Origin of the sequence: Psychrobacter sp., from assembly GCF_049295055.1 — a bacterium.
Taxonomy (GTDB): Bacteria; Pseudomonadota; Gammaproteobacteria; order Pseudomonadales; family Moraxellaceae; genus Psychrobacter.
Genome location: NZ_JBAQQF010000067.1, coordinates 85,513 through 106,470, shown reverse-complemented (window position 1 = coordinate 106,470; position 20,958 = coordinate 85,513). Strand labels below are relative to the sequence as shown.

Annotated in this window: 18 protein-coding genes; 11 read left to right on the top strand and 7 right to left on the bottom strand. The window is 41.2% G+C overall.

Annotation, left to right across the window (positions count from 1 at the left end; translation table 11 throughout):
* Positions 1-1,012 precede the first annotated feature (1,012 nt).
* Positions 1,013-2,029, top strand: a complete 1,017-nt coding sequence (locus WAZ74_RS10080; RefSeq protein WP_422308168.1) for an RluA family pseudouridine synthase — start codon at positions 1,013-1,015, stop codon at positions 2,027-2,029.
* A gap of 200 nt (positions 2,030-2,229) precedes the next feature.
* On the top strand, positions 2,230-2,949 hold the full coding sequence (locus WAZ74_RS10075) for an HAD-IA family hydrolase (RefSeq protein ID WP_422308167.1): 720 nt from the start codon (positions 2,230-2,232) through the stop codon (positions 2,947-2,949).
* An 82-nt stretch (positions 2,950-3,031) separates the two neighbouring features.
* Here WAZ74_RS10075 and yihA read toward each other — a convergent pair whose 3' ends face one another.
* Entirely contained in the window at positions 3,032-3,802 is a 771-nt protein-coding gene (gene yihA, locus WAZ74_RS10070) for a ribosome biogenesis GTP-binding protein YihA/YsxC (protein WP_422308166.1), read from the bottom strand.
* Positions 3,803-4,189: 387 nt separating this feature from the next.
* Between yihA and WAZ74_RS10065 the strand changes: the two genes are divergently transcribed.
* The 4 genes from WAZ74_RS10065 to WAZ74_RS10050 all read left to right on the top strand — a co-directional run bounded on the left by WAZ74_RS10065 (position 4,190) and on the right by WAZ74_RS10050 (position 7,355).
* Positions 4,190-4,525, top strand: coding sequence for a c-type cytochrome (locus WAZ74_RS10065; protein ID WP_422308165.1), 336 nt, complete (start codon positions 4,190-4,192; stop codon positions 4,523-4,525).
* Between the two features lie 324 nt (positions 4,526-4,849).
* Positions 4,850-5,518, top strand: coding sequence for a c-type cytochrome (locus WAZ74_RS10060; protein ID WP_422308164.1), 669 nt, complete (start codon positions 4,850-4,852; stop codon positions 5,516-5,518).
* Positions 5,519-5,769: 251 nt separating this feature from the next.
* Positions 5,770-6,912, top strand: a complete 1,143-nt coding sequence (locus WAZ74_RS10055; RefSeq protein ID WP_422308163.1) for a hypothetical protein — start codon at positions 5,770-5,772, stop codon at positions 6,910-6,912.
* Positions 6,900-7,355: an RnfH family protein gene (locus WAZ74_RS10050; protein ID WP_422308162.1), complete on the top strand. Its 456-nt coding sequence runs from the start codon at positions 6,900-6,902 to the stop codon at positions 7,353-7,355. The genes WAZ74_RS10055 and WAZ74_RS10050 overlap by 13 nt, the downstream gene beginning before the upstream one ends.
* 25 nt (positions 7,356-7,380) lie before the next feature.
* Here the strand turns inward: WAZ74_RS10050 and WAZ74_RS10045 are convergent, their stop codons facing one another.
* Complete coding sequence (locus tag WAZ74_RS10045) at positions 7,381-7,797, bottom strand: outer membrane protein assembly factor BamE (RefSeq protein ID WP_422308220.1); 417 nt, start codon at positions 7,795-7,797, stop codon at positions 7,381-7,383.
* Between the two features lie 325 nt (positions 7,798-8,122).
* Between WAZ74_RS10045 and fur the strand changes: the two genes are divergently transcribed.
* On the top strand, positions 8,123-8,557 hold the full coding sequence (gene fur, locus WAZ74_RS10040; RefSeq protein ID WP_422308161.1) for a ferric iron uptake transcriptional regulator: 435 nt from the start codon (positions 8,123-8,125) through the stop codon (positions 8,555-8,557).
* A gap of 326 nt (positions 8,558-8,883) precedes the next feature.
* Here fur and WAZ74_RS10035 read toward each other — a convergent pair whose 3' ends face one another.
* Together WAZ74_RS10035 and WAZ74_RS10030 are read right to left on the bottom strand one after the other, a co-directional pair.
* Positions 8,884-10,005 (bottom strand): PilT/PilU family type 4a pilus ATPase, encoded by a 1,122-nt coding sequence (locus tag WAZ74_RS10035; protein WP_422308160.1) that lies wholly within the window; start codon positions 10,003-10,005, stop codon positions 8,884-8,886.
* Positions 10,006-10,170: 165 nt separating this feature from the next.
* A complete protein-coding gene (locus WAZ74_RS10030; RefSeq protein WP_422308159.1) occupies positions 10,171-11,226 on the bottom strand; it encodes a type IV pilus twitching motility protein PilT in 1,056 nt (351 codons plus the stop codon).
* 382 nt (positions 11,227-11,608) lie between these two features.
* Between WAZ74_RS10030 and WAZ74_RS10025 the strand changes: the two genes are divergently transcribed.
* Positions 11,609-12,373: a YggS family pyridoxal phosphate-dependent enzyme gene (locus WAZ74_RS10025; RefSeq protein ID WP_422308158.1), complete on the top strand. Its 765-nt coding sequence runs from the start codon at positions 11,609-11,611 to the stop codon at positions 12,371-12,373.
* Positions 12,374-12,452: 79 nt separating this feature from the next.
* Here the strand turns inward: WAZ74_RS10025 and WAZ74_RS10020 are convergent, their stop codons facing one another.
* Entirely contained in the window at positions 12,453-13,727 is a 1,275-nt protein-coding gene (locus WAZ74_RS10020; RefSeq protein WP_422308157.1) for a hemolysin family protein, read from the bottom strand.
* A 228-nt stretch (positions 13,728-13,955) separates the two neighbouring features.
* Complete coding sequence (locus WAZ74_RS10015; RefSeq protein ID WP_422308156.1) at positions 13,956-15,671, bottom strand: NAD+ synthase; 1,716 nt, start codon at positions 15,669-15,671, stop codon at positions 13,956-13,958.
* A gap of 888 nt (positions 15,672-16,559) precedes the next feature.
* On the opposite strand from WAZ74_RS10015, the gene WAZ74_RS10010 reads away from it, so the two are divergent.
* The 3 genes from WAZ74_RS10010 (at position 16,560) to epmA (ending at position 20,148) form a co-directional block, all read left to right on the top strand.
* Positions 16,560-17,705, top strand: coding sequence for an AI-2E family transporter (locus WAZ74_RS10010; RefSeq protein ID WP_422308155.1), 1,146 nt, complete (start codon positions 16,560-16,562; stop codon positions 17,703-17,705).
* Between the two features lie 166 nt (positions 17,706-17,871).
* Positions 17,872-19,029 (top strand): 4-phosphoerythronate dehydrogenase, encoded by a 1,158-nt coding sequence (locus tag WAZ74_RS10005; protein ID WP_422308219.1) that lies wholly within the window; start codon positions 17,872-17,874, stop codon positions 19,027-19,029.
* A 60-nt stretch (positions 19,030-19,089) separates the two neighbouring features.
* Entirely contained in the window at positions 19,090-20,148 is a 1,059-nt protein-coding gene (gene epmA / locus WAZ74_RS10000; protein WP_422308154.1) for an EF-P lysine aminoacylase EpmA, read from the top strand.
* 96 nt (positions 20,149-20,244) lie between these two features.
* Here the strand turns inward: epmA and WAZ74_RS09995 are convergent, their stop codons facing one another.
* Positions 20,245-20,883, bottom strand: a complete 639-nt coding sequence (locus WAZ74_RS09995; RefSeq protein WP_422308153.1) for an NAD(P)H-binding protein — start codon at positions 20,881-20,883, stop codon at positions 20,245-20,247.
* Between the last annotated feature and the right edge of the window lie 75 nt (positions 20,884-20,958).

Here is a 20,958-nt window from a genome sequence, read left to right as displayed (position 1 = left end):
GCGTATCCATATCTTATTATAAGCAGGCTTGTCATAACGATTAATGCATGAGCAGGTTAGTGATCTTTTATTATCAGCACTTTTATACTATCAGCACTTCTATCCATGTTAGTGGTCAGCGCACTTTGTAATAGTGGCGGTGGATAGTTACTGAGTTATAAAGGGACTACTGATACTAAATAAGCATCGTGCTGTCACGGTTAATCAATCAAGGTCTAGCAATAATATCGCTGTCAATAATGACTATTATATAAAATAGTGTTATTCAGCGGTTATCCATTCAGGTGAAGCAATTGGTCATTCTTTATTTATCGTTCTTTTAACTATAGTGTTAATAATATCTTGGGCGTCTCAAAGCGAGTTATTGCTGCTTTAGTCATCAGCGGGGCGTACTTGGCAAACAGAATAAATGACCGGCTTATCGGCACGGTGTCTCATGTTTATCCTACTTATCGTTCTCTGTTTGACCACCAACACTCAGGCAGTTATCAAGACTCATTTTATATAACTGGTTCTCAATTTTCGCTTTAACCAATCCATACTTGCTCAACTGCGCGCGTCTAAAGGACTGTTAGATAATAAATCATCAAATCAAGTCGTCATCATGCGGGTAGTGGGGTAAAGGGTATGTTGTTACCGCTTAATAAAGGGGCTTTTGCCAAATTTATTAAGGCGATGCTATTATTTGTTGTCACAATGTTTTGTACCAAGAAATATTTACTTTGTACTAATAAATATCAGCGTTGTGCTTACAATTCATTGGGTATTATAGGGTATATCTGTTGGCATAACACCCTTAAAATTAGATGAAACGCCCAACTTTCGCAGGTTATATAGTCTAACTATTTTTAACAGCAAGCTTTTAGCAAGTTATAAAATAGCGATATCCTATCGGAAACAACAATCAATTAGCAATGATTTATTGTCGCAGCCTCTGCCGTATTGGCGCTCAACATGCTAAACTATAGCAAATCTTTGTGTAAATACCTAACTAAAAATGACGAACTCGAAAATGACAAACGACGAACCTATTCACGAAGCGCCAGCCATCTTTAACAGTAAAACGCGCCCACAAAGTGCTGACGATGAGATTAGTAACTTTGGCAAGGTTAATTATCTTGAGGTTACGCGTCATCAGCATGACCAGCGTTTAGATAATTTTTTGCTTAATCGCTTAAAGGGTTTGCCAAAACCGCATATCTATAAAATGATTCGCTCAGATGAGGTGCGAGTCAACAATAAGCGCTGTAAAGCGCATGACAGAGTGCAGCGTGAAGACGTGGTACGTATTGCGCCGGTCGTACTCGCCACTCGCGAAAAACCTATCATCAGTACCGAATTTGCCAAGAGCCTGTTGGCACGTGTGGTCTACGAAGATGAAGGCTTGATCGTACTCAATAAGCCATCAGGCATTGCTGTTCACGGTGGTAGTGGTCTTGATTTTGGCGTCATTGAAGCCATGCGTGAAGTCACTGGCAAAAAATACTTAGAGCTGATACATCGTATTGATAAAGATACGTCAGGTTTGCTGATGATTTCTAAGAAACGCTCGACGCTTAAAACATTGCAGCAGTATCTGGTCGACAGAACCATTCAAAAGCATTATTTATGTATTGCAAAAGGGCAGCCTGCGCTCAACGAACAACGTATCGACGCGCCATTGCTACGTTATACGCTTGCCAGCGGTGAGCGCCGCGTTAAGGTGGATGCACAAGATCCGCAAAGCAAAGAAAGTCAGACAGATATTGTTGTTCATGGTCGTTTTACAATCGCTGATCAACCAGTCAGCTTGATTGAAGCGAAACCACTGACAGGGCGCACCCATCAAATCCGTGTGCATTTAGCGCATATCGGTCATGCTATTTTAGGGGATGATAAGTATCATGTGCATGATAAGTCTGGGGTTCATCGTCTGTGCTTACATGCATGGCGCTTAGATATTCCAGGTTATGAAACCATCACGGCGCCATTACCAGACGAGATGCTCAACTGGATGCCAGAAGATATTAAAACCAATCTGCCTAAATAAGCTGCTGCGCAAATTAAGCTTCTAAATTAAGTTTATATAAGCAGCTAAACAAAGCAGATTAGCCACTTTGGTTTCAATCTAAATTCTTTAAGCATCAGCATCAGCATCAGCATCAGCATCAAACGTCACGGATATCTTATAAATAATAAGTCGCCGTGACGTTTCTGTATCTGCCATTTATTATTCTCGAAGGTCTATTTATGAGCCAAACTGTTACAACGACAATGGCAGCGACAATCCCTGCTAAGCATTGCAAATTAGCTGACCCACATCATCTAGCAGATAAGACTCTAATCATATTTGATTGGGATGGTACGCTGATGGATTCGATTGGCTTAATTGTTGAGTCTATGCATGTAGCAGTTGAGGCGCATGGCTTTAAGACGACTGATAAAGCAGTCAAAGACATTATTGGACTCAGCTTAATGAAAGGTATCGAGATTTTATGTCCGCAAGCAACCGATGTGCAGAAGCTGGCGATTCAGCAAAGTTATGCGGATTATTATATTGCTAATAGCCATAGTACGCCATTTTTTGCGCCGATAGAAAATATGCTGCAAACCTTACAGCAGCAAGATCGCAAGCTTGCTGTTGCCACAGGTAAAAAAAGAAAGGGATTGGATCGGGTTTTGAATGCCTCTGATAGCCATCATTATTTTGTCACGACGCGCTGTGCTGATGAATCAGGCTCAAAACCTGACCCGCAAATGCTGACGGATATTTTGCAGTATACCGAGCAGCAAATCTCTGATGCCGTATTTATCGGTGATAGCATTTACGATATTCAAATGGCCAATAGTTTGGGTATGACCAGTATTGCGGTTAATTATGGTACCGCTAGCAGTAGCGAACTTGCCGCCCAGCAGCCGAGTTATCAAGTAGACACGCCGCAAGCGTTGGCTGAGTTATTATGTGCTTAAATAAAAATCATTCTAAATCACAATAAAAAAAAGGGTTTATCGATAATAACGATAAACCCTTTTTTATTAAAAATTATAAGATTTATTTGCTTTCTGCTTGAGAACTGTCTTTTTGAAGCGCATCCTTTTCGATAGCGTCTTCTAGCTCAGCACCTTCTAGTAACGCAAAAGAGGACTCAATAATTTTGTCTGCATCGAGCTGATACTCATACCAGTTGCCCATAACGCCTGCTAACTCATCGAGACCTTCTTTTCTTAATGCAGAAAATAGCTGAATACTACAGTTCAAACCCAGTTGCTTCAGTTTTTTACGAGTATTGAGCAAAGCATTTTTAGAAGCGCCATACTTCAGCTTGTCTGCTTTCGTCAACAAGATATGAACGGGCAGCTCACCATCTTTTGCCCAACGTAACATTTGCTCATCAAAGAACTTCAATGGATGACGGATATCACTCATCAGCACCAAACCTGCAAGGCTTGAGCGTGATACTAGATATTCCTCTAGCTCAACCTGCCATTCTTTTTTCATCTCTAGCGGCACTGCAGCATAACCGTAACCTGGCAAATCGACCAAGCGCCTATCGGTATCGCCAATACTAAAAAAGTTGATCATTTGCGTACGACCAGGCGTTTTAGATGAGCGTGCCAATTGGCGCTGGTTGGTAAGCGCATTGATGGCTGAAGATTTACCAGCGTTTGAGCGTCCAGCAAAAGCCACCTCTAATCCTATATCAGGAGGACAGAGACGAAAGGTCGGCGCTGACGTCATAAATTCAGTTTGCTGAATACGCTGACGGGCTTTGGTATTAAAATCCGCATGCTTCGCGGAGACATCATTGAACGGGGTACTCATAAATGACTCATTACGGTTAAAATATAGATACGGTAGTTAAAGTTTTTGCAGTTGATCAGCGACTAGCACAGCTTCTTTAGCAGCTAGCAACTAAAAACCAATTTTTTGTAAAATAAGCGTTTTAAATTAGTGACTATTCTATACTATTAATGCGTTTAGTTATTGAAATAACGGCTATTAGCCTCATATTAATCACAGAATACCATTAAAGTGAATCAGTACTTAATGAAAGTTATCTGCCTTATCAAACAGCGTTAACAAAGCTAAACTATTTATATATATATTAGTTCGACATATGTTGTTACAATCTATAAGACAATAGGTTTAATTAAATACGTTTAATGGTATTGTTGATGAAGCTAATGCATAAACGAAAGGAGGTGCACTATGTTGTCAATCACCACGATTTTTGCCAACAGTTACCGCTTGCTAGCCAGCACTAGCGCAGCGCTGATTCTCAGCACTGCAATGATAAGTAACGCAGGTGCAGCGGATATTGCTACGACTTATACTGACTCTTGTGCCGCTTGTCATGATAGTGGCGCCTTAAATGCTATCAGAAAAGGCGACAGTGCAAAGTGGCAACAGCTGATAAAACAAAAAGGCATGCCAGCGCTAATCAATTCTGTTAAAAGTGGTATGATTCAAATGCCAGCAGGTGGATTGTGTGGGGACTGTAGCAACGATGATTATCGCAAGCTTATTGAGTATATGAGTAAGTAGCGAGTAAGAATCAAACGCTTAAATAACGAATATAAGGCGCAAGGTTACAGAACCTTTTGCGCTTTTTGTTTTTTATTAAGTAAGCACTGAGGCTATGAGTAGAAAAACTGTCTAATACTACGATTAAGTAGGCAAATAGTAAAAAGTCTTGCTATAATAATCCAAAATAAACCCTGATATTAGTAAGTGCTTTCGGGCTGCTTGTGATAAAGACTACAAAATATATGGCTTAGCTGGCTGAATAATGGCTTTGCAAATATGATGTTTCTTGACAATGCAATCACTCTAGATAATGCTTACATCGAGTTAGTAGGATTTGTATCAATGAAAAAGTTAATCGCTGCCGCCAGCTTATGTGTTGCAAGTTTCAGCGTACAAGCTGCTATCACTGTTCCTGAATATGATCTTAATGCCGGTAAGCAAATCGCAGAAACAGTCTGTGCTGCTTGTCATGGTGTTGATGGGGTGAGCGCTGTGCCAGCCCAGCCTAACCTTGGTGGTCAAAACGTCAAATATCTATATAAGCAATTGGTCAATTTTAAAGCAGGCTACCGCAAAAACGGTATCATGCAGTCGCAAGTAGCAAACTTGTCGCAGCAAGATTTAGCCAACGTTGCGGGCTACTATTCAAGCCAAAAACCTTGGGGTGTCGGATTCGGTAATCCTGCTACCACACAAGAAGCCACTAAGCTATTTTTAGGCGGTGATAAATCGCGCGGTGTTATTGGTTGTGCAGGTTGTCATGGTCCAGATGCAGCGGGTAACGTATGGGCAGCATTTCCACGTTTAGGTGGACAGCATGCTGAATATATCGCTACTCAGCTAAAGCTCTTCCGTGCTGCTGGTCGAGAAGATGACATTGATAGCGATGATCAAAAACGTGTCAATGATGCAGGAAAAGAAGGCGAGATGGGCATGATGCAAACTGTTGCTTCTAAGCTATCTGATCGCGACATTCGTATTTTGTCAGACTATGTGAGCGCGATTCACTAATCTCTGATAGACGTAGTGTGCCTAATTCAGATTGTTACTAATTTTTAGTATGAATAAGCACTTTACTTGTATCCGTTATTACTTAGCTATTAAACCCCGATTTCGGGGTTTTTTTATAACTGTCAGTCCTTATATAATGGCAGATCCTTATATTATATAAAGCGACTATGAGCAGACCGAACGGCGTTTATTATTTATCATTGGTCTGTATCATTAGATGTTATTCACCTTGAATCGCTTGGATGTAAATTATGATGATTCGCTATGCTTCTTATTTTATTGCAGCGCTGCTACCGTTATTGCTATTTCGCTGGTTTGCGCCGGCGTCAATCGGTGAGATTGATTTTTGGTTACTGTGGTTATTAGCAATGGTACTGGTCTCGCTTCCAGTCATTTATGCTGAGATAGCATTGGCTTATCGTAGTGCCGATGCCCCTTTGGCTGGTATGCAAAAGCTCACTCGAGAGGCAGATGCCAGTTCGCTATGGCGAGGGTTTGGTTGGTTAGCGGCCTTAGTTTCTATCATTATTGCAGCGCTCGTGATATCTGGTGCGAGCACTGGCATATTGACAGCTCTAACTGAGCTTAATAGTGCGCCTGCCGTGCCAAGCTTTGCGATTGCCGCAGGTTTGATGGTCATTGCGGTGTTATTAAGTTTACTGGGTGTGACACCTTTGCCGATTGGTTTGGGCTTAATGCTGGTTGGTTTACTGTTAGGAGTGGCAAACGGCTTGCCAAATATTACCTTTGCGATGACCAATGTTACCTTAAGTGAATGGGCAAGGGCGGTCGCATTGGCATTGGTCAGTGTTGGTGCGGGTACAGGCTTATACTGGTTCGGTCAAAATCTAGTGACTACACAAGCAGTAACCGCGGTAGGAGCCGATAATCATAATGCGCAAAAATCGTCTCACGCTGATGAAGCAAATGAATATCGGGCAACGAAACTGGTGCTACCAATTTGGATATTGCAGTTATTGGTCGGGATGGTGGCTTTATTTATCAGTGGTATGGTGCTACCGCCAATAGGTCAGCTATTGTACTGGGTTGGCGTGTTGTTTGTGGTGAGTTACTTACTACATTATAGTACTCAGCAGCTAGCGCATAAATTTGGATTGCTGGTAAGCTTGGTATTAACTTTCGCCATAGCTTTGCTACTGGTCGTTGCCATACCAACCGTTTGGCTGGTGGGGATATTGGTTATTATCAGTAGTATTGCGGTATTATTATTGTCAGTTTTTGCAGGTTGGCAGATGAAAATCAGCCATTTGCGTAAGTCTTTAAACTTTGGCAATGAAGCTTTTTATAACTTGTGGCGAATAGCGATACGTTTGATTGTGCCGCTGGCATTACTGTTAGCATTAATAGGTTGGGTGATGCAGTGGTTAAGCTAACAGCTGGTGAAGGTCAAATTGATAGTGCTATGCCGCTGTCTCAAAATAGCACTATTCAACAAGCTGCTGTTCAATATGGTGTTCTTCAACAACAAGATGCTGTTCAACCAGATACGCTTCAACAAACAGCTATAATGACGGTGTACTTAGCGTATGCTGAAGAGGCACAACGTCAGCATTATCTAACCTTACAGGTCAGTTATGGTACGACATTGTATGAGGCATTAGGGCAAGCAGGTTGGTTAACTCAGTTCGAAGGATTGGCTAGATGGTGCGAAGAAGTCACTGATATCGTGACGCCAACAGCTAAACGTTGGCATGTCGGTGTTTATGCGCAAAAGCAGCCACTCAGCTATCTATTGCAACCTTTTGACCGGATAGAGGTGTATAGAAGCTTAAACGCTGATCCTATGTCTCAGCGTAAAAGTAAATCTCGAGGTTGATGCCTAAAGCTTGTTATCAGAGCTATTATTTAGGGAGGGTTTCTACACCTTGAATGCGAGTGACTATGCCATTATCATCAAAGTAAATAACTAAATGCTGGCTGGCATTATTAACATCAGCGATACCTTTGCGGCGACCTTCTGTCCCTGCTTGATAGTCATAAATGTAATCCCAGCGCTTAGGCTCTAGCGTGTCTTTAATCGCTGGGCTACCAAGAATATAAAGTACCTGATTTTGATTCATACCCACTTGCAGTTTTTGCGCTTGCGTTTGAGTGATGGGTGTTCCTTGCGGCAAATCAATCTTGTATACACTCAGTAATGAGCAGCCAGACATAGCAACAGAGGCGCTAAGCATACTGGTAATGACAATCTTGCGTAATGTACTTGCAAGGCTTAACGGGCGTAAATTTAAGGTCTTTATCATGGTAAGATGACTCATAAAAAATGGGTTAGGTACGGCTAAGGACGGTGGATGCTGGTCTTGCCGAAAATCTTGGATAAATGATACGTCATTTACTTGCAATTGCCTACCACTTACGACATTATTTACCAAACGATGTCTTGCTTCATCTATTATTTATATTTTAAATTCATAGACTTGTCGTCCTATTTTTAGAAAAAATATATTAGAAATATGCTTAATAGCAGCTAACTCTGCATGATTTTGGTTCTTTAATAATCAATAACTGCTAACCATTGACGATTATTTATCTCGTGTTTTTTTGAATTTACTTGCTAAGACTTTCATAGTCAGAAGGGATATTATGGCTTCTTTTACCAATCAAGATTTACGTAAAGCGGGTTTAAAAGTAACGTTACCGCGCATCAAAATTTTAGAGCTGCTTGAGAGTGCTGAGCTGCATCATATGAGTGCAGAAGAGGTTTATAAAGCGCTGATTGAGCAAGGCGAGGATGTTGGTCTAGCGACTGTTTATCGCGTATTGACTCAGTTTGAGCAAGCAGGTATTGTCGAGCGCCATAACTTTGAAAACAATCTATCAGTATTCGAGATTACCCAAGAAGAACATCATGACCATCTGGTTTGTGATGGCTGTGGTAAGATTATTGAATTTCACAATAAAATAATTGAAGAAGAACAGCTAAAAGTAGCGGCAGAACATGGCTTTAAAATATCGGATCATTCTTTGGTACTCTACGGTATCTGTGATAACCAAGCCTGTAGAGACAGCGCTAAATAATCCTTTTAAATTGATTATATAATTGATAACAAATAAAATAGATAGGTGATTTTAAGATGCGAGACTGGAACGACTTTTTCTAGCTTGCTGTGTCTATGCCTATGCCGACAGAGGCTGCAAGAAAATCCTCCCAGCCCCCTTTGTATCGTTTTTACCTTGGACTAACTATAGCTTTCTTTTCTCTATCTGTATTATCTTACGTATACTGATTATAAATAATTATAAAAAAGCCCTCATCGTCTGTGAGGACTTTTTTTGGGTGTTGATTTTATTAGTGTTAACTTTATCAGTACTAGACGTTGTGAAGTCTGCTGAAAAAACAATGGCTAAGTGATATCTAACGACAAGCTATCGGCACCTTCATCTAAATTAGCGTTACCATTTTTGCTGCTAAGTTTGATCTTTAAGCGTAAATCATTGGGAGAATCAGCATGAAGAATCGCTTCTTTATAAGTAATCTCACCATTTTCATATAAATCAAGGAGCGCTTGATCAAAGGTTTGCATACCACTATCGCGTGAGCGCGTCATGACGTCTTTGATTTCATGAATTTCGCCTTTACGGATATAGTCACTAATCAGCTGAGAGTTTAATAAAATTTCAATAGCCGCACGGCGTCCTTTACCGTCAGGCGTTGGAATCAATTGCTGAGCGATAATGGCTTGTAGGTTAAGGGATAAATCCATAAATAACTGATTATGGCGGCTGGTTTCAAAAAAGTGAATGATACGGTCAATCGCTTGGTTGGCATTATTGGCGTGTAAGGTCGCAAATACTAAATGTCCTGTTTCTGCATACTGGATGGCGTAGTTCATAACTTCGAGGTTACGAATCTCACCAATCAAAATAACGTCAGGCGCTTGGCGTAAGGTGTTTTTTAGACCTGCTTCAAAAGAATGGGTATCGATACCGACTTCGCGCTGGGTAATAATACAACCGCGATGTTTATGTACAAACTCAATAGGGTCCTCGATGGTAATGATATGACCGTGAGAGTTTTGATTACGGTGTCCAATCATCGCCGCAAGGGTAGTCGATTTTCCGGTACCCGTTGCGCCGACCAATAAGATAATTCCACGTTTTTTCATTGCCAGCTCTTTTAGTGCGGGTGGTAGACGCAGCTCTTCAACAGTGGGGATTTTATTTTCAATTTTCCGTAAAATCATCCCTGCCATATCGCGCTGCACAAAGGCGCTTACCCGAAAACGTGCCTGCTGCGCTTGATCGGTAATCGCAAACTGACACTCATTGGTATCTTTAAACTCTTGTTGCTGATTTGGTGTCATTACACCTTTCACCAGCCTCATGGTTTGCTCAGCCGTTAAGGGCGTTTTACCAACGGGCAGAATTTTTCCATTGATTTTCATGGAAGGCGCGACATCCGCCGTAATAAAAAGGTCGGAGCCATCTTTATTAATCATCAGTTGTAAAAGTTTATCAATGTCCATAACGTACCTGTATGTGCGATAAAATATGCAATAAATAGAATAAAATTTGCTTCAATAAACTTTTGAAAATCGCGAATAATGACCATTAAAATAAAGATAAGCCGATCAAAAACATGTAATTATCATCGAGTTATTTGATAAATGGTAGGCTTATGAAAACCAATTCTATATAAAGGCTTCAGGCTGCTTAGCATACGGTCGTGCGACGTCTTTGCTAATGGTACCTTTTGATACCAAGTTTTTAAGCGTTTGGTCGAGCGTAATCATGCCATCACCTGCACCGGTTTGGATAGAAGAGTACATTTGCGCAATTTTATTTTCACGTATCAAGTTACGAATGGCGGGCGTACCCAACATAATCTCATGTGCGGCAATTCGACCGCCAGTTTGACGACGCAAGAGTGTTTGCGAGATAACCGCTTGTAGCGACTCCGATAGCATCGCACGAATCATATCTTTTTCAGCGGCAGGGAATACGTCAATGACACGGTCAATCGTTTTTGCAGCGGAGCTGGTGTGCAAAGTTCCAAAGACTAAGTGACCAGTTTCAGCCGCAGTTAGCGCCAAGCGTATGGTCTCAAGGTCACGTAGCTCACCAACTAGAATAACATCGGGATCTTCACGTAAAGCTGATCGCAGTGCTGCATCGAAACCTAACGTATCGCGGTGTACTTCACGCTGGTTAATCAAACTCTTTTTAGACTCGTGAACAAATTCAATCGGGTCTTCAATAGTTAAAATATGCTCTTTACGGGTTTCATTGATATAGTCAATCATGGCCGCCAGCGTCGTTGATTTCCCTGAGCCAGTTGGACCAGTGACTAATACTACGCCGCGCTTAAAGTCAGAAACACGTCTGAAAACGTCACCCATTCCTAAGTCTTCCATGGTGAGAACTTTTGACGGAATCGTACGGAAAACGGCGCCAGCACCGCGATTTTGGTTAAAAGCATTGACACGAAAACGTGCTAAATTAGGAATTTCAAAGGAGAAATCCGTCTCAAAAAATTCTTCAAAATCGGCGCGTTGCCTATCATTCATGATGTCATAGATAAGCTGATGTACCACTTGATGGCTCATCTCTGGCATATTAATACGGGTCATCTCGCCGTCGACTCGAATCATCGCTGGCATACCGGCTGAAATATGTAAATCTGAGGCTTTATGCTTGACTGTAAAGCGTAGTAGGTCTTCGATGCTTAAATTATTTTTTTCAGCCATAATCGGATATTCCTATCAGTAAATAAGGGTAAGGCAAAAGAACATAGAAGCAGATAATATGCATGATTCTATGACATTATTTAAACCAATCTCTCTAAGATAGGTTAGGCTGGACTATGATTGTTACTATTACTATCGTTTTCAGCAGTATATGTTAAACCATGTAACAATATAATAACAAGACTCTGCCCATTTAACCATCTGCTAACTGAATAAAATGCAAAAATAGCTTACCAGTACCTTTTCACTTAAATCAATAAATGTCACCTTTTTACTCCAATCAATAAACGTCATTTTTATTAAAAGTTTATGTTTACCATAAAAGCAACCTATGGTAAGCGTCTTTTAAAATAATTCATTGTTTTACCTATAAGAGTTTTTTATGAATGCTAATTCTCATCAAAAAAATACAAATAATGTCTCTGCCAGTCCTATAAATAATGAAGGGGAAGTTCAAGATCTGACCCTCATTGAAAATTGGCAGCAGGTAAGCAAACAGGTGGCACAGGCGTGTGAGCAGACGAACAGACAGACAGATAGCGTCACCTTACTTGCGGTGTCTAAAACTAAGCCTGTTGATATGATTGTGACTTTAGCGCGTCAAGGGCAGTGCGATTTTGGCGAAAACTATCTGCAGGAGGCTATTGATAAAATAAAAACCCTGCAAGGACAGGCAGAGTACGACCAGATCGTTTGGCATTATATCGGTAGTATTCAGCGTAACAAAACACGCGATATTGCTGAGCATTTCGATTGGGTACAAACGCTTGAGCGTGACATTATTGCCAAGCGTCTCAATGACCAACGTCCAGATGGAATGCCACCTTTAAACGTCCTAATCCAGATTAATATTGATAATGAAGACAGTAAGTCGGGGTGTTTGCCAGAGGAGCTTCCAGCATTAATAACAGTCATCAAAGCTTATGAGCGTTTGCAATTGCGCGGGCTGATGATTATTCCTGCCAAAGCAAATACGGATGCTTTTAAGCGAATCAAGCAATTATTTGAAGAGATTAAATATGAACATCCTGAGCTTAGTCAATGGGATACGCTTAGCATGGGTATGAGCGACGATATGCCTGATGCGATTGCTAGCGGCTCCACTATGGTGCGCGTCGGTACCGCAATATTTGGAGCCCGTTCTTGATTTAGCACGCGCGTCTGAAAGTAAAGCTTGTCATAAAGCCAACACTGATATTATTAAAGTGCATCATGTGCTACATCAACTAAATGACATCTTCAAACTTTGTCACTAGCAGCTGAGTGATTTTGAGATTATCAGTCGCGATAATCTCAAAACGGTAATTGGCATACTCGACGCTGTCTGTTTTTTTAGGAATTTTACGCAGCATATACATCATAAAGCCGCTAATAGTTTCGTAATTTTGGCTATGCGGTAAATTGACCATGCCCAATGAGCGAATCACATCTTCAATAGGTGTCATGCCATCGATTAACCAAGAGTTGTCCGTGCGCTGGACAATTGGCTGCTCCTCTAAGGTGACCAGCTCGCCCATAACGATACTCATTACATCTTTAAGCGTAATCACACCAACGACCAATGCATACTCATTTACAATAACGCCGAAATCTGCACCCGTCGATTTAAACGTTTCAAGCACTTCAAATAACGATAAGGTATCGGGAATAAACAGGGCAGGTTTTAGCAATGCTTTGTCCGTTAGACAAACTTCTTGCTGCTCAAGTACCGAGGCTAAAAAGCTGCGTGACTCTACATAACCAATGATATGTTCTAAATCATCATCGTTACAGACCAAAAATTTATTATGTGGCTGCTTAATCATCACCTCAACTACCTGTTCGGTGCTGACTTTGGTATCGAAATAAACAATATGCTCACGCGGATTCATCACTGAGGTCACTGTACGCTCTTGCATCTCAAAGATATTTTCAATCAAATGATGCTCTTGACGCTTAATGACACCGGCTTCAGCACCGGCGTCCATCACCGCATAAATATCCTCTGACGTCATTTCATCTTGGCGGACGGTTGACACGCCTATGAGCTTAAAGAGAAAGTTTGCCGCCCCATCAAATACCCAAATAATTGGTTTAAACAAAAAAATAAAGAAAATCATCGGCCGTACCATTTTGACCGCGATAGGTTCAGCATTGGACATCGCCAAACGCTTGGGCATCAAGTCCGCAAAAAGTACAAACACGCTGGTGACCAAAATAAATGAGACAACAGAAGCAACTGTTTCGTTACCGAATAAGCGCTCTAAATAAGGGCTGATGGCGGATTCGCCAATGACCCCTGCTAAGATAGCCACCGCATTAAGCGCCACTTGTACCACAGTAATAAAGCTGCCAGGTTGCTCTTGCATATTGAGCACGTCAAGCGCTCGTACCTCGCCTTCTTTAGCCATGACTTGTAGCTTGATTTTTCGGGCGGAAGCCAGTGCCAATTCTGAACTGGAAACGATAGCGCTTAGCACAATTAATATGAAAATAAATACACCAGCGGTTAGCAAGCTCATGAAATACTCGGGTAGAAATAGATAAGGTAGATAGAAAATAATAGGTGAAAGGTTTCGAAACAAAAAAGATTTTATACTTAGAAGTTATTTATGTACAAAAACTAAAAAAGCTGGGCAAGCACCCAGCTAATTATAAAACAGTTTTATTATATTATATAAAAGCCTAAATTTATCAAACCTTTAAAAAGTACTATAAAAGGTTATCGATGATAGATTCAGCGTCACGGCTTAGCCTTTTATTGACCACTTATTGACAAGTGGAAAACGGCGCTCACGACCAAAGGCTTTGCGACTAATTTTAGTACCAATCGGTGCCTGCGAGCGCTTATATTCGCTATTGTCGACCATTTGGATAACTTTAGCGACCAAGTCAGCATTAAACCCTTTATCTACAATATCTTGATAACCCATATCTTCATCAATATATGACATCAAGATACCGTCTAGAACATCATAATCAGGCAAGCTGTCTTGGTCTTTTTGATCGGGACGCAGCTCAGCGGATGGCGGACGAGTAATCACGCGCTCAGGGATCACTGGCGTGTCTTCTAAACGATTGCGATAGCTGGCCAGTTTATAAACTTGTGATTTATACACGTCTTTTAAGACGTCAAAGCCGCCAGCCATATCGCCGTATAAGGTTGAATAGCCAACCGCCAGCTCTGATTTATTACCAGTCGTGATGACCAAATGCCCAAATTTATTGGACAACGCCATTAACACAACACCGCGCGCACGCGCTTGGATGTTTTCTTCGGTGGTATCGGCTGGCGACTTGTTAAACAGTGGCGCAAGGGTATGACGAATGCCTTCGACTGCATCGAAGATAGGACAGACGGTATAAGAGACATTCAAGCGTCGTGCTTGTGCTTGCGCGTCCTCTAAGCTGATTTGTGAAGTGTATTCGTACGGCATCATGACCGCGTAAACCTTATCAGCGCCCAGTGCATCGACGGCGATACATAATGTTAATGCTGAATCAATGCCGCCTGATAAGCCAAGGATGATGCCAGTAAATCCTGAAAGATTGACGTAATCACGTAAACCAACAACCAACGCTTGATACATCTCTGATTCACGGCTCAACGATAAGGGTGTTTTGGCCTGTGTATCGAATTTTGCTGTTTTCACATTATAGGTTGCCAGCAGCAATTGATTCATAAAGCGTGAGGCTTCATGTGCGACACTGCCGTCCGCTTGGATGGCCATAGAGCCGCCATCAAATACCAAATCATCCTGACCGCCCACGGCATTGAGATAGATGATAGGTAAGTTATTTTCACGGCTACGTTTGGCGAGCATTGTTTTACGAGTGTCTTGTTTTTCAATCTCAAATGGTGAGGCGTTTAAGCTCACAACAAGGTCAGCGCCTTGTTTTTTAAGTTCGGCAATCGGACTTTTTTCCCATAAATCTTCACAGATAAGTAGACCAATAGTCATGCCTTTATAATCAAATAAGACTTGATTGCGACCTTTATCAAAGTAACGGCGCTCATCAAACACGCCATAATTTGGCAAAATTTGCTTATGATAAAAGCCTTTTTGATGACCATTATGTAAGATGGCCGCCGAATTAAAAGTCCCGTGATGATCGACATGCGGATAGCCAACAATCATCACGATATCATCGATATCACTTAACGACGATAACGCGCTTTTGATACGACCTGATAAACTTGGGCGTAATAATAAATCTTGTGGTGGATAGCCTAATAGTCCTAGCTCTGGAAAGATAATGACATCAGCGCCTTGCTCACGTGCTTGCAATGCTAATGTACGCATTTTTTCGGCGTTGGCTTTGATATCGCCGACTAAGAAGTGTGATTGGGCTAGAGCAAAAGTAACGCTATCTTGTGGTTTAGAGGCCTTATTGGCGGCATTAGCAGGAGTAAGGTTAGGGTTGTCAGTGTCTTTTGTATTATCTCTTGTAGTGTCTTTTGACATTGTTATTGTTCCTATCAATAGGTTGTTTAAATTTGTTGAATCCGTCTTGGTTTCAAATAAAACCAAATCAAAGTTTTGTTCCGAAATCGACGCAAAATATGAATTTTTAATCATTTACTCAAAATACGACGCTTTAATATTGAATCGATATCATGAGCGTAGAGCTGATAGAAGCATGAATGTTATGCTTCTCTGCTTTTTCAATCTATATATCGATGCTCTAAATTTAATGTCAAATATCATCAAGAGTAGGGCAAAAGATAAGAATGAAGGTAAGTTATTTTAAAGTGCTCAGGTCTTATCTTAATGAAGATAAATTTATCTAGACCGATAGAGCGGCATTTAAAAGCGTAAATCAATCCCTTTAGTATAACATCAATTGTCGCTACTAATAGAACCAGCCAGTGATTTAGCTTGCTAGATATCGAATCTAAAAGTAATTAAAAAAATGATAGATATCAATTTTTTTGACAAGATAATGCTAGCCCGCAAGTTTTGACAGTTAGCATCAGCAAGGATAAAGACAGCTCAAAGAAAGTTGTAAGTAAAGGTTACAACATAGCCTTATTTATTTGGGCTATTTTATTGCATAATATGGCTTTGATATTAGTTTGCTGAGCCATTAAGCTATGCAAATGACAGACGAAAACTATTCATAGAAAATGCTACTGATGGTGATAGAAAAATGCTGTTGAGGGCCGATTGCTATGTTATGGTTCTCTGATCGATAAATCTATCTAAAGCAAAGCTTCACCCAAACCCGCACTATTCAAAACACTCGCTAATGGATAAAAATTACGGACTTCGTCGGTGATTGATGTGACCCATTTATAAGATTTACAGTAGAGCCATACAAGGTGTCTGCTGTCCGCTCTTGGTTTATAGACTATGATTGAAAACTGGACAAAAGAATTTATTATTCAGCGCTTGCTGGCAATCACCTTATTGGTAGTGCTGTTCGTATTGTGTTTCCAAGTCGTGCAGTTTTTTATTGTACCGGCACTATGGGCGGCGATTTTGGCGTATGTCACTTTTCCTGTTTATAATTTCTTTCATCAAAGAGTCAGGTTTAGCTCAAACTTTAGCGCCGCTATTATGACCGTGAGTATATCTTTGATGATAGGGGTGCCTGTCGTGGTTGGTATCTTCATCTTGCAGCAGGAAGCCTTAAGCATAATCAGTAATTTAATCTATCGCATTAAAGTGGGATATTTGGATGTGCCTGATTCTATCAAAGACTTGCCAATACTAGGTCAGCAAGTCAAAGATATCTTATGGAGAATCAACAAAAACCCCGAAGGCACGTTGGAAGCTTTTCGTCTTTGGGTGCAGTCGCATTTATATTACGGAAAAATCGCATTTGATGTGGTGTTTAGTGGTCTAGCTAAGCTTGGTATGGCGCTTATGACATTGTTTTTCTTTTATCGTGATGGCACCAGCTTGATTCGCCAAATCCGCCAAGCATTACGTAATATTATCGGCAATCGTATCGATGGTTATATTGACTCTGTCGGTACGACTACGCGTGCGGTAGTCTATGGTATTGGTCTGACTGCATTGGCTCAAGCCATGCTAGCAGGTATCGGCTATTATTTTGCCGGTGCACCAAGTCCTATTTTGCTGACTATTTTGACTTTTATTATTGCCTTAATTCCATTTGGTACGCCATTCGTTTGGGGCGCTGTCTCGATTTTTCTGCTAAGTCAAGGACATACCGTCGAAGGTATCGGCTTGGCGCTTTGGGGCATCTTGGTGATTAGCTGGGTTGATAACCTCATCCGTCCTATCGTCATTAGCGGCGCCACCAAAATCCCTTTTATCATAATCTTTATTGGTGTACTGGGCGGCTTGACAGCTTTTGGTTTTGTGGGCTTATTTATCGGTCCTGTAGTATTGGCAATCGGACTTGCGGTATGGCGTGAGTGGATATCGCAGCATAAGAATGAGCTATTTGCTCAACAAGAAGTGATGTTGGCTGATGGGCAGAATCTAATCAAAACCAATAAACGGAATCAAGAGACAACTGAAGAGTAATGGCTTAATAAAAGATAAGTTAGACTGTTGTTGTCATTAAATGAATCACTTGCAAGTAAACAGAGCCTGTATAAAAGAGCTTGTATAAAAAAGCCTAGATTAATAGAGAGGCTTATCCATATTAAATAAGACGGTTGCGAATACTATGAATAATAAGATAGATACTATTAAAAACATCACGATTGTGGCGGACAGTAATATCGCAAACCTCGATGATTTTTTTAATGCTTCCACACTTGGACAGAATGCTGAGCAGCAGGTGAAAGTGATTCGCGTTGTTGGACGCGATATCAATGCGCAATTGCTGGCAGAATATCAGCCAGATGTGTTATTGATACGCTCTGTGACCCCAGTAGGCGAAGCATTATTAGCTGATAACCATAGTGTGAAGTTTGTTGGTTCTGCGACTATCGGTACTGACCATGTTGATCAAGATTATCTGGCGACACGCAATATTACTTTTGCCAATGCGGCTGGCTGTAGCAAGCATTCAGTCGCACAATATGTATTGACTGCTATTTTAACCTTGCGCCCGCAGTATTGGCAGCAATCCATATCCATGATGCCATTAACATTGGGTATCATCGGGCTTGGTAATATTGGCAGTACACTTGCCAAGTACGCAAGTGATTTGGGCTGGCAGATATTGGGTTATGATTCATTGCTACCGACTTCGGATATTAACAACGCCAGTCTCGAGCAGGTGTTAAGCCAAAGCGACGTGGTTAGTTTGCATGTGCCTTTAACGGATAAAAAAACTACATTCAAACAAGATATTGAAAGTAATGTTGTAAGTAGCAGTGTCAGCGGTAATGGCAGCGATTATCCAACGCGCCATCTTATCAATACAAAATCTTTGGCAATGATGTCGCCGCAGACTATGCTGATTAATAGTGCGCGAGGTCCTGTCATTGATGCAGCGGCTCTCGAAGCCGATATTAGCTCTACCAATCGCCAAGTGGTGCTTGATGTGTTTGAATACGAGCCACAGGTATCCGAAACTTTATTATCAAAGCTTGCGATTGCCACACCGCATATCGCAGGCTATACGGTCGAAGGTAAGCTGCGCGGTACGCAAATCATTTATGATGCCCTATGTGAAAAATTATCGGTCACACCTACTCAATCTATGCATGCGTTATTGCCGCTCAATATGTTTTTATGGTCTGAGCTCAAGGCACATCCAGATAGATTGATAAAATTTTATGACATTATGCAAGATGATGCTTCATTAAGAAACAAGATAGCGGATGGGCAAGTAAATGGCGCTGACTTCGATCAATTGCGCCGTGATTATCACTTACGCCGTGAATGGCAGTCTTAAAAATTAAGCGTCACCATTTAAACTCCTGTTTTTAGGATTTATGAGGCATAGTAGATACTAATGAGCCAAGCAAGCAATTCGCCCTTAACTGACCTAAGCTATCAACAAAGCTACGCCCCAACCATGACCTTGGCGATGGCGCAGCAGCGCGCGCAATTTATGAATACTATCCGTCAGTTTTTTACTAGTCGGCAAGTATTGGAAGTACAGACACCGCTCCTATCACAAGCAGGCAATACCGACACCTTTTTACAGTCAGTTACCGCGCAAGTCACTTATCAAGATAAACCTTATACCTATTATTTGCATACCTCGCCTGAATTTGCCATGAAGCGTTTACTAGCTAGCTGGCAGGTACCTATTTATCAGATTTGTCCCGTATTTCGAGATAACGAAATAGGTACACGGCATAATATTGAATTTTCTATGCTTGAGTGGTATCAGCCAAGTTATAGCTTAGATGATATAGCCGCTGAACTTGGTGAATTATTGGAGACGCTCTATGGCTATCCAATTGTGCTGAGTCATTATCGCTATGTCGATGCTTTTATGGATTTCGTTGGCATTCATCCGCTGACAGCCAGTCTCTCAGCATTACAAGCGGTGGCAGAAGATAAAGGGTTGACCGGCTTTGATTTTAACTCTAAAACTACTGACTTGAATGCTAATACCAGCTATGTAATAGATGATGAGAATCGTCGCCAAGATTGGCTAGACCTACTATTTAGCCATGCGGTCGAGCCAAATCTAGGTCATGATTTGCCGACGTTGATTATAGAATACCCGCCAGCGACAGCCGCGCTAGCAAAGACGGCTTTTGACAAAGACGGTAATAAAATTGCTAAGCGTTTTGAGCTATATATCAATGGCATTGAGATCGCCAATGCCTATGATGAGTTGGCAGATGGGCAGGCGTTAAGGAAACGTTTTGAGCAGGACAATCAATTACGCAAGCGGCATAATTTGCCGCAAATGCCTATCGATGAGCGTTTATTGGCGGCATCTGATGACTTGATACCTTGTAGCGGTATCGCTGTTGGTATAGATAGATTGCTCATGGTGATAACAGGCGCAAAGAGCTTAGAAAAGGTGATTCCGTTCCCAAGCGGATTGGCTTGATAATCTATTAGACTGTGCATTATAAAAAATCGAGTAAGCCTTTTAACTTACTCGATTTTTTGTTTTTAACTATAAATATTATATAGCTGGGCTTTATTATAATGTTGCGATAGCCTTATCAATGGCTGTCTCGCCGTTATGCAGACTAAAAACTTTCTTAATAGTATTATTTGCATTGAGCACAGCTGCTAGAGTAGTGGCGACATCTTCGATTGAGTTTTCACCCGCACTATTATCATTAATGGTGATTTTACCTGTCGCTGCACGCTCTTTTAGCGCCCCTGCTTGTACGATGGTGTAGTCAAGGGTGCTATTGTTCACCAACCACTGATCGGCGTAGTGCTTACAGATATAGTACTCTTTTAAATCAGCAATACCGGCATTGTCCCACTTACTAGTATCTAATGAAAATACCGTGCTCAACATGATATAACGCTTAATACCTTTATCTTGTGCTGCTTGCATGGTCTTGACCGCACCATGTAAATCAACTTCTAAGATATCCTTACCACCCGAGCCGGCAACAAAATATACTGCATCGATATCTTGGTCGATTTGGCTCTGAATAGCATCCTTTTCAGCAGTGATGTCTAAGTCTAACTGGCTATAATTATCATCGCTAAATAACTTTTCTTCCTTACGGGTAGTACCGATAACTTGATGGTTATCTGCTAATAATTGCTTAACTAAATCAGTACCCACTCGACCACTTGCGCCAATCACTAAAATCTTCATAATCATTCCTATTTTTATATACGTTATCGTTGTTATGCAAACTAAATAGAGCGTAACAACAATAGACAGCATGCT

What these genes read in the sequence shown, in the direction of transcription:
- WAZ74_RS10080 (WP_422308168.1), top strand. Translation starts at nt 1,013, where the DNA reads ATGACAAACGACGAACCTATTCACGAAGCGCCAGCCATCTTTAACAGT.
- WAZ74_RS10075 (WP_422308167.1), top strand. Translation starts at nt 2,230, where the DNA reads ATGAGCCAAACTGTTACAACGACAATGGCAGCGACAATCCCTGCTAAG.
- yihA (WP_422308166.1), bottom strand. Translation starts at nt 3,802, where the DNA reads ATGAGTACCCCGTTCAATGATGTCTCCGCGAAGCATGCGGATTTTAAT.
- WAZ74_RS10065 (WP_422308165.1), top strand. Translation starts at nt 4,190, where the DNA reads ATGTTGTCAATCACCACGATTTTTGCCAACAGTTACCGCTTGCTAGCC.
- WAZ74_RS10060 (WP_422308164.1), top strand. Translation starts at nt 4,850, where the DNA reads ATGAAAAAGTTAATCGCTGCCGCCAGCTTATGTGTTGCAAGTTTCAGC.
- WAZ74_RS10055 (WP_422308163.1), top strand. Translation starts at nt 5,770, where the DNA reads ATGATGATTCGCTATGCTTCTTATTTTATTGCAGCGCTGCTACCGTTA.
- WAZ74_RS10045 (WP_422308220.1), bottom strand. Translation starts at nt 7,797, where the DNA reads ATGAGTCATCTTACCATGATAAAGACCTTAAATTTACGCCCGTTAAGC.
- fur (WP_422308161.1), top strand. Translation starts at nt 8,123, where the DNA reads ATGGCTTCTTTTACCAATCAAGATTTACGTAAAGCGGGTTTAAAAGTA.
- WAZ74_RS10035 (WP_422308160.1), bottom strand. Translation starts at nt 10,005, where the DNA reads ATGGACATTGATAAACTTTTACAACTGATGATTAATAAAGATGGCTCC.
- WAZ74_RS10030 (WP_422308159.1), bottom strand. Translation starts at nt 11,226, where the DNA reads ATGGCTGAAAAAAATAATTTAAGCATCGAAGACCTACTACGCTTTACA.
- WAZ74_RS10025 (WP_422308158.1), top strand. Translation starts at nt 11,609, where the DNA reads ATGAATGCTAATTCTCATCAAAAAAATACAAATAATGTCTCTGCCAGT.
- WAZ74_RS10020 (WP_422308157.1), bottom strand. Translation starts at nt 13,727, where the DNA reads ATGAGCTTGCTAACCGCTGGTGTATTTATTTTCATATTAATTGTGCTA.
- WAZ74_RS10015 (WP_422308156.1), bottom strand. Translation starts at nt 15,671, where the DNA reads ATGTCAAAAGACACTACAAGAGATAATACAAAAGACACTGACAACCCT.
- WAZ74_RS10010 (WP_422308155.1), top strand. Translation starts at nt 16,560, where the DNA reads ATGATTGAAAACTGGACAAAAGAATTTATTATTCAGCGCTTGCTGGCA.
- epmA (WP_422308154.1), top strand. Translation starts at nt 19,090, where the DNA reads ATGAGCCAAGCAAGCAATTCGCCCTTAACTGACCTAAGCTATCAACAA.
- WAZ74_RS09995 (WP_422308153.1), bottom strand. Translation starts at nt 20,883, where the DNA reads ATGAAGATTTTAGTGATTGGCGCAAGTGGTCGAGTGGGTACTGATTTA.